At 73.0% G+C, this 6,437-nt stretch carries 5 protein-coding genes; 2 read left to right on the forward strand and 3 right to left on the reverse strand.

Annotation, left to right across the window (positions count from 1 at the left end; translation table 11 throughout):
* From ACFXPX_RS43120 to ACFXPX_RS43130, 3 genes are all read right to left on the reverse strand, one after another.
* Positions 1–181: hypothetical protein (locus tag ACFXPX_RS43120; protein WP_380645045.1), on the reverse strand; the 181-nt coding region annotated here is incomplete at its 3' end.
* A 287-nt stretch (positions 182–468) separates the two neighbouring features.
* Entirely contained in the window at positions 469–1,599 is a 1,131-nt protein-coding gene (locus ACFXPX_RS43125; RefSeq protein ID WP_375897243.1) for a sensor histidine kinase, read from the reverse strand.
* Between the two features lie 80 nt (positions 1,600–1,679).
* A complete protein-coding gene (locus tag ACFXPX_RS43130) occupies positions 1,680–2,417 on the reverse strand; it encodes a response regulator transcription factor (protein ID WP_094742879.1) in 738 nt (245 codons plus the stop codon).
* Positions 2,418–2,982: 565 nt separating this feature from the next.
* On the opposite strand from ACFXPX_RS43130, the gene ACFXPX_RS43135 reads away from it, so the two are divergent.
* Both ACFXPX_RS43135 and lon read left to right on the forward strand, forming a co-directional pair.
* Positions 2,983–3,846, forward strand: a complete 864-nt coding sequence (locus ACFXPX_RS43135; RefSeq protein ID WP_380595261.1) for a rhomboid-like protein — start codon at positions 2,983–2,985, stop codon at positions 3,844–3,846.
* A 166-nt stretch (positions 3,847–4,012) separates the two neighbouring features.
* Positions 4,013–6,409 carry an endopeptidase La gene (gene lon, locus ACFXPX_RS43140; protein ID WP_375897237.1) on the forward strand — a complete coding sequence of 799 codons (2,397 nt, stop codon included), beginning with the start codon at positions 4,013–4,015 and terminating at the stop codon, positions 6,407–6,409.
* The last annotated feature ends 28 nt before the right edge of the window (positions 6,410–6,437 follow it).

The following is a 6,437-nucleotide window of genomic DNA, read 5'->3' on the forward strand; positions in this document are numbered from 1 at the left end:
GGGTCACTGGGGTCACCTCGGTACCGGGCTTGTAGTCGGCGAAAAAGTCCCACCAGGCTCGGTCGACCGAGTTCGGGTCCTGGAGGTACTGCTGGTAGATCTCATCGACGAGCCACTCATTGGGGCCGAAGCCAGTGGAGCTTGCCGAGCTGTTGGGGGTTTCAGGGGACTGTGGCGACACGGCGGCAACCGCCCTCTTCCGCTTCCTTTTGGGGTGTTTGGACAGCGGGGATTAAGGCTACGCCCCTGACCAGTGATCGCGCAGTCCCCGGGCCCCAGGCGTCGCCCAGATCACAGTCCTGACCTGCAGATTGGCTGAAAAAGTGCGTTAGAAAGCCGTATCTGCGGGGAACCGATCGGGCCCGATCACCCCATAAATCGGGGCGAAAGCGGACAAAAGCCCAGGTTCATCCGTCGACGATCTTCGTATGCGTCTGTGCCGGATCTGTGACAAATGTCCCGACCGGCTCAGGACTGCCCGGGCAGCCGGACCTCGATCCGGCAGCCGCTCGGCGACTCGGCGACGGCGATCCGTCCGCCGTGCAGGTCCACCGCCCAGCGGGCGATCGCCAGGCCCAGCCCGGTGCCGCCGTCCGAGCCCGGCCCGGAGGCCGTCGCGGTGCCGCTGCGGCTGAACCGCTCGAAGACCCGGCCGCGGTCCGCCGGCGGGATGCCGGGGCCCTCGTCCTGGACCTCCAGGAGCAGGCCGCCGTCCTCGCCGTCGGGCCGGGCGCGCACCGTCACGGTGCCGCCGGGCGGGGAGTGCTTGCAGGCGTTGTCGACCAGGTTGGCGACCACCTGGTGGAGGCGTTCCGGGTCCGCCACGGCGGTCAGGCCGACCGGGCTGACCTCCAGGGCGAGCCGGACGTCACCGCGCCGGGAGAAGGCCCCGCCGGCCGTCGCGCCGTCCACGGTGACCCCGCGCAGCACGCCGTCCAGGAACTCGCGCACCTCGAACGGGCGGGCGTCCAGGTCGACCACGCCGTCGTCGATCTTGGAGAGGTCCAGCAGGTGGGTGACCAGGCGGCCGAGCCGCTCGGTCTGCTCCAGGGCGGCCCCCAGGGTCGCCGGATTGGGCTGGACGACGCCGTCCACCACGTTCTCCAGCACGGCGCGCAGCGCGGCGATCGGCGTGCGCAGCTCGTGCGAGACGTTGGCGACGAGTTCGCGGCGGTGCCGGTCGGCGGCCTGGAGGTCGGCGGCCATGCCGTTGAAGGCGGCGGCCAGCTCGCCGATCTCGTCGCGCGAGTTCACCTCGACCCGGCGGCTGTAGTCGCCGGAGGCCATCGCGCGGGCGGCGTCCGTCATCTCGCGCAGCGGGGCGGTGAGCCCGTGCGCGAGGAACTGCATGAACAGCAGCGAGGCGATCATGGAGAAGACCATGATGATCCGGATCTGGGTCTCGGACCGGATCGCCACGACCACCATCCCGGTGGCCAGGAACACGGAGACGATCACCAGCAGGGCGAGCTTGCCCTTGATGGAGCGGACCGGGTCGAGCGGACGGATGTCGGCCCAGACCCGGCTGGCCGCACGGGCGGCCAGGGTCTGCGGGCGCGCGCCGTCGGCGTCCCCGTTGCGTTGCTGTGGAAAGGTCATTGCTCCCCTGTGATCCCCGCGTGTTGTCACGGCGGTGCCGGGACACGGGCCCCCCGGTGGCCCGTCGCCCGGAGCCCCCGTCAGGAGAGCGGGGCCTCCAGCGCGTATCCGACGCCGTGGACGGTGCGGATCCAGCTGGCGCCGATCTTGCGGCGCAGCGCCTTCACGTGGCTGTCCACGGTCCGGGTGCCGGACGCGTCGGTCCAGTCCCAGACCTCGGCCAGCAGCTGCTCGCGGGTGAGCACCGCGCGCGGCTGGGCGGCCAGGCAGGCCAGCAGGTCGAACTCGGTCGGCGTCAGGTGGACGTCGCCCGAGGCGAGTCGGACCCGGCGCTGCACGTGGTCGATCTCCAGTTCGCCGAAGCGAAGGCTGCCGAGCGCGGGCGTGCGGGCCGCCTGCTGGGCGCGCTCGACGCGGCGCAGCAGCACGTTGACCCGGGCGGCCAGTTCGCGCATGGAGAACGGCTTGGTCATGTAGTCGTCGGCACCGACGCCGAGGCCGACCAGCAGGTCCGTCTCGTCGTCGCGGGCGGTCAGCATCAGTACCGGCACCGGGCGTTGGGCCTGGATCCGGCGGCACACCTCCAGCCCGTCGAAGCCGGGCAGCATGATGTCCAGGACCACCAGGTCCGGCTGCCAGGTGTGGAAGCCGTCCACCGCGCCGGGGCCGTCGTGGGCCACGGCGACCTTGAACCCCTCGGCGCCCAGTCGCGCCGCGATCGACTCGGCGATCGTGGGTTCGTCCTCCACCACCAGCACTCTGCGCTGGCTGCTCACAGTGCCGCCGGTGTTGGGGTTGTCCTGCTGAATTTCTGTCACGGTCACGCCACCGCCCCCAGGGCTGCGGGCCGGCCACCTGTGGGGATGGCGGGGCTCCGCTCGTAGTCTTGTTCCGTCGTGGACTGTGCCGGGTCCGCCGTCCCGTTCGTGCACCGGGGAGTGGAGGACGGATGGTCTTCCGCCCACTCCTCCCACGCACTTCGCAGCGTACGGACAGCGGATGCCTCCCGGCAGGCGGACCGGACGTTTCCGGCCCGCTGGGCCGGCTGTCCGGCCGCCCTCGGGCCCACCGAAGGAGTGGGCACGGGCCGATACCTTACCCGGCGAATTTTCACTGCGTAACGGTACGTATGCAGTCCAGTTGACGCCAAGTCGCCGGTCAGAGGCCCTACTGACGCGTTAATCGGGAGAAGGTCTGGACCAATGTCGGGAATCCGGCCGGTCCCGTCGTCGACGGTCTTCACGGGCTTTTCTCAGGTGCCTCTCAGAACCTCGACGTAGCGTGGCCGCGACAACGCCCCGCAGGGCGGAATCCGGCCTCCGCGCCGGGGCGTCGGGCGCCCTCCGGGCGCCGTGCGGCTGCGGGTGTGGGAGCGGAGGCGTCATGGCTGGACTGCGGTGGGGTGCCGGCGGGCGCGCGCCTTCGGGGGCGCCGTACGGAATGCTCCCGGCCCGGTTGCGCGGCGGTCCCGTCGAATGGCTGCTGGAACGCGTGCCGACACCTCGGCGGACCCCGTTCACGATCGGATATCTCGCGGTCGTCGGCGTCACCTCGACCTTCGCCGGGATCGCCGATCCGGAACTCGTCCAGCGTTTGCAGGAAGCCTCCAGCTCGGACGGCCACAACCTGCTCCAGCACCCGCTGCGCGCCCTGTTGCTGAGTGGTTTCTGGGTGGCCGGGGGATCGTGGCTGCCCTACCTGTGGGGTTTCGCCTTCACCCTGGCCCCGCTGGAGCGCCGGGTCGGCCCGGCCCGGGCGGCGGCGGTGTTCGCCGCCGGGCACGTGGCGGCCACCCTGCTCTCCCAGGGCGTGGTGATCACCGCGGTGGAGACCGGGCGGCTGGCCCCGGCGGCGATGGACCAGCTGGACATCGGCGTCAGCTACGGCGTGCTCGCCTGCCTGGGCGCGGCCGCCGGGGCGCTGCCGCCGCGCGCGCGGGCGGTGGCGCTGGCCGGCGTCGGGCTGATGCTCGCCCAGCAGATCGCCACCCAGAAGGACCTGGTCACGGCGGTGGGGCACCCGGCCGCGCTGCTCACCGGGATGGCGCTGTGGCGCTGGCTGGGCCGGATCGAGCGGCGCCCGCCCGGGCCGCGGCTGCGCCCGGCCCGGGTGCGGGCGGCCGGCTCCGCCGCTTCCCCGTCCGCCTCCTCGGTGCTCTCCTCCGTGCTCTCCGCGGTCGTCCCCTCGATCGTCCCCCCGGCCGCCGGGGCGGTGCGGGCCGGGCGCCGGCCGTCCACCGCGCGCTGACGCCGGGGCCCTCTTGGGCCGTTCTTTCCGCTCCCTTTTGACGAGGCCTCCCCCCGGCCGTTCCGGTGACGGCCCTGTTCGCTCACAGCGAACAAGGTGCGGGGAACAACCGGCGCCCGCGAATCCTTAGTCAGGTCGACTCAAGTTCACTGACCGGGGAGAGATCATGGCATCGACGTCCACACCGCTCACCCTGCCCGTGCTGCCCCTCGACGACGAGGTCGTGCTCCCGGGCATGGTCGTCCCGCTGGACCTCAAGGACACCGAGGTGCGCGCCGCGGTCGAGGCCGCCCGTGCCGCGGCCACCGGCTCCGGCAAGCCCCAGGTCCTGCTGGTCCCGCGGGTGGACGGCTCGTACGCGGCGGCCGGCACGCTGGCCACCGTGGAGCAGGTCGGCCGGCTGGCCGACGGCGACCCGGCGGCGCTGGTGCGCGCCGTGCGCCGGGTCCGGATCGGGGTCGGCACCACCGGCCCCGGCGCCGCCCTCTGGGTGGAGACCACACCGTTCAAGGAGTCCTCGGTCGGCACGCCGGTGGCCGGGCGGGCCGCCGAGCTGGTCAAGGAGTACAAGGCGCTGTCCACCCAGTGGCTGCGCAAGCGCGGCGCCTGGCAGATCGTCGACCGGGTGGCGCAGATCGAGGGCGTCGGCGAGCTCGCCGACAACATCGGCTACGCGCCCTTCGCCACCGCCGAGCAGAAGCTCAAGGTGCTGCTGGAGGCCGACCAGGTCGCCCGCCTGGAGTACGCGCTCACCCTGCTGCGCGACCACCTCGCCGAGGAGGAGGTCAACGACACCATCCGCAAGGACGTCGAGGAGGGCGTGGCCAAGCAGCAGAAGGAGTTCCTGCTCCGCCGCCAGCTGGAGGCCGTCCGCAAGGAGCTGGCCGAGCTGAACGGCGACCCGGCCGACGAGGAGGGCGACTACCGCGCCCGGGTCGAGGCCGCCGACCTGCCCGGGAAGGTCCGCGAGGCCGCGCTCAAGGAGGTCGACAAGCTGGAGCGCTCCTCCGACCAGTCGCCCGAGGGCTCCTGGATCCGCACCTGGCTGGACACCGTCCTGGAGCTGCCCTGGAACGAGCGCACCGAGGACGCGTACGACATCGCCGGCGCCCGCGCCGTGCTCGACGCCGACCACGCCGGCCTCGGCGACGTCAAGGAGCGGATCGTCGAGTACCTGGCCGTCCGCAAGCGCCGGGCCGACCAGGGGCTCGGCCAGATCGGCGGCCGCCGAGGAGGCGCGGTGCTCGCCCTGGTCGGGCCGCCCGGCGTCGGCAAGACCTCGCTCGGCGAGAGCGTGGCCCGCGCGATGGGCCGTACCTTCGTCCGGGTCGCGCTCGGCGGCGTCCGGGACGAGGCGGAGATCCGCGGCCACCGGCGCACCTACGTCGGAGCCCTGCCCGGCCGGCTGGTGCGGGCGATCAAGGAGGCCGGATCGATGAACCCGGTCGTCCTGCTCGACGAGATCGACAAGGTCGGCTCCGACTACCGGGGCGACCCGTCCGCCGCCCTGCTGGAGGTGCTGGACCCGGCCCAGAACCACACCTTCCGCGACCACTACCTGGAGGTCGAACTCGACCTCTCCGACGTGGTCTTCCTCGCCACCGCCAACGTGCTGGAGGCCATCCCCGAGCCGCTGCTCGACCGGATGGAGCTGGTCCGCCTGGACGGCTACACCGAGGACGAGAAGGTCGTCATCGCCCGCGACCACCTGCTCCCGCGCCAGCTGGAGAAGGCCGGCCTGGCCGACGGACAGGTCGCCGTGGACGAGGAGGCGCTGCGCCGGCTCGCCGGGGAGTACACCCGGGAGGCGGGCGTGCGCACCCTGGAGCGCTCGATCGCCCGGGTGCTGCGCAAGATCGCCGCACAGGCCGAGCTCGGCGAGCGCGAGCTGCCCGCCGCGGTCGGCGCGGCGGACCTGCCCGCCCTGATCGGCCGCCCGCACCACGTGCCGGAGGCCGCCCAGGCACCCGCCGAGCGGCGCACCGCCGTCCCCGGGGTGGCCACCGGCCTCGCCGTCACCGGCGCCGGCGGCGACGTCCTCTACATCGAGGCCTCGCTGGCCGACGCCGAGACGGGCGGCACCGGGCTGACCCTGACCGGGCAGCTGGGCGACGTGATGAAGGAGTCCGCGCACATCGCGCTCTCCTACCTCCGCTCGCGCGGCGCCGAGCTGGAACTGCCGGTCACCTCGCTGCGCGACCGCGGCGTGCACCTGCACGTCCCGGCCGGGGCCGTCCCCAAGGACGGGCCGAGCGCCGGCATCACCATGACCACGGCGCTGGCCTCGCTGCTCTCCGGCCGCAAGGTGCGCACCGACGTGGCGATGACGGGCGAGGTGTCGCTGACCGGGCGGGTGCTGCCGATCGGCGGGGTGAAGCAGAAGCTGCTCGCCGCCGACCGGGCCGGCGTCACCACGGTGATCATCCCCAAGCGCAACGAGGCCGACCTGGACGACGTCCCGGCCGAGGTGCTGGAGCGGCTCACCGTCCACCCGGTGGCCGACGTGCGCGAGGTGCTGGCGCTGGCCCTGGAGCCGGCCGGGGTGCTGGTCGCCGCGGCCTGAGGCGGTCGGCGGGGCCGGTCCGGCGGAT

It is taken from the genome of Kitasatospora sp. NPDC059146 (assembly GCF_042786665.1).
In the GTDB taxonomy this organism is placed as follows: Bacteria; Actinomycetota; Actinomycetes; order Streptomycetales; family Streptomycetaceae; genus Kitasatospora.

Coding starts and splice junctions, on each gene's coding strand:
- lon (WP_375897237.1), top strand. CDS start 4,013: ATGGCATCGACGTCCACACCGCTCACCCTGCCCGTGCTGCCCCTCGAC.
- ACFXPX_RS43135 (WP_380595261.1), top strand. CDS start 2,983: ATGGCTGGACTGCGGTGGGGTGCCGGCGGGCGCGCGCCTTCGGGGGCG.
- ACFXPX_RS43125 (WP_375897243.1), bottom strand. CDS start 1,599: ATGACCTTTCCACAGCAACGCAACGGGGACGCCGACGGCGCGCGCCCG.